Genomic DNA, 589 nt, shown 5'->3' with positions numbered 1-589 from the left:
AAGAATTAACGTTCAATCCTCGACCACCTTTAACCCTGAACATTGGCACAGTACAGGAATCATCAACGATTGGAGTCATATCGGCACTCCACCGGAACTGGATAATCAAGAGATACCACCAACGATCCCACCAATCACCGCTATAGATACAACTATCATGGATCTACAAGGGGACGGTTGGGCCTCACCTTATACGGATCCTGCTAATGGTAAACTTGAATCTGATGAAGTTTTTCGAGTTAATGGCGTGATTACCCATATTCAAACTAATGGCGACCTTGGAAAGGATCTACCAATTGGATTTTTTATACAAGATGAATTTGGTGACAATAACCCGCTGACTTCTGACGCTATTTTCGTTCAGGGCCTCGTACAAGGCTATTCGATTGGCGATAAAGTGACTGTTACAGGAAAAGTGATTGAGCAATTTGGTTCAACCCAGTTAGTCCCTACTGGTAATATCACAAAAGTATCGTCCGGCCATAATATCGAACCGACAACCGTGACCAGATTACCATCTGATCGCTATTACGCCGAAACCCTTGAGCGCCACGAAGGGATGTTGGTGCGCTTTACCGATGATTCAAAT

At 44.0% G+C, this 589-nt stretch carries 1 pseudogene; it reads left to right on the top strand.

The window, feature by feature from the left end:
* Nucleotides 1-589, top strand: a pseudogene (locus Q5762_RS36955) (hypothetical protein); the annotation flags it as partial.

Source organism: Streptomyces sp. P9(2023), assembly GCF_032436795.1.
Classification (GTDB): domain Bacteria; phylum Actinomycetota; class Actinomycetes; order Streptomycetales; family Streptomycetaceae; genus Streptomyces.
This window is presented reverse-complemented; position numbering and strand designations above follow the sequence as displayed.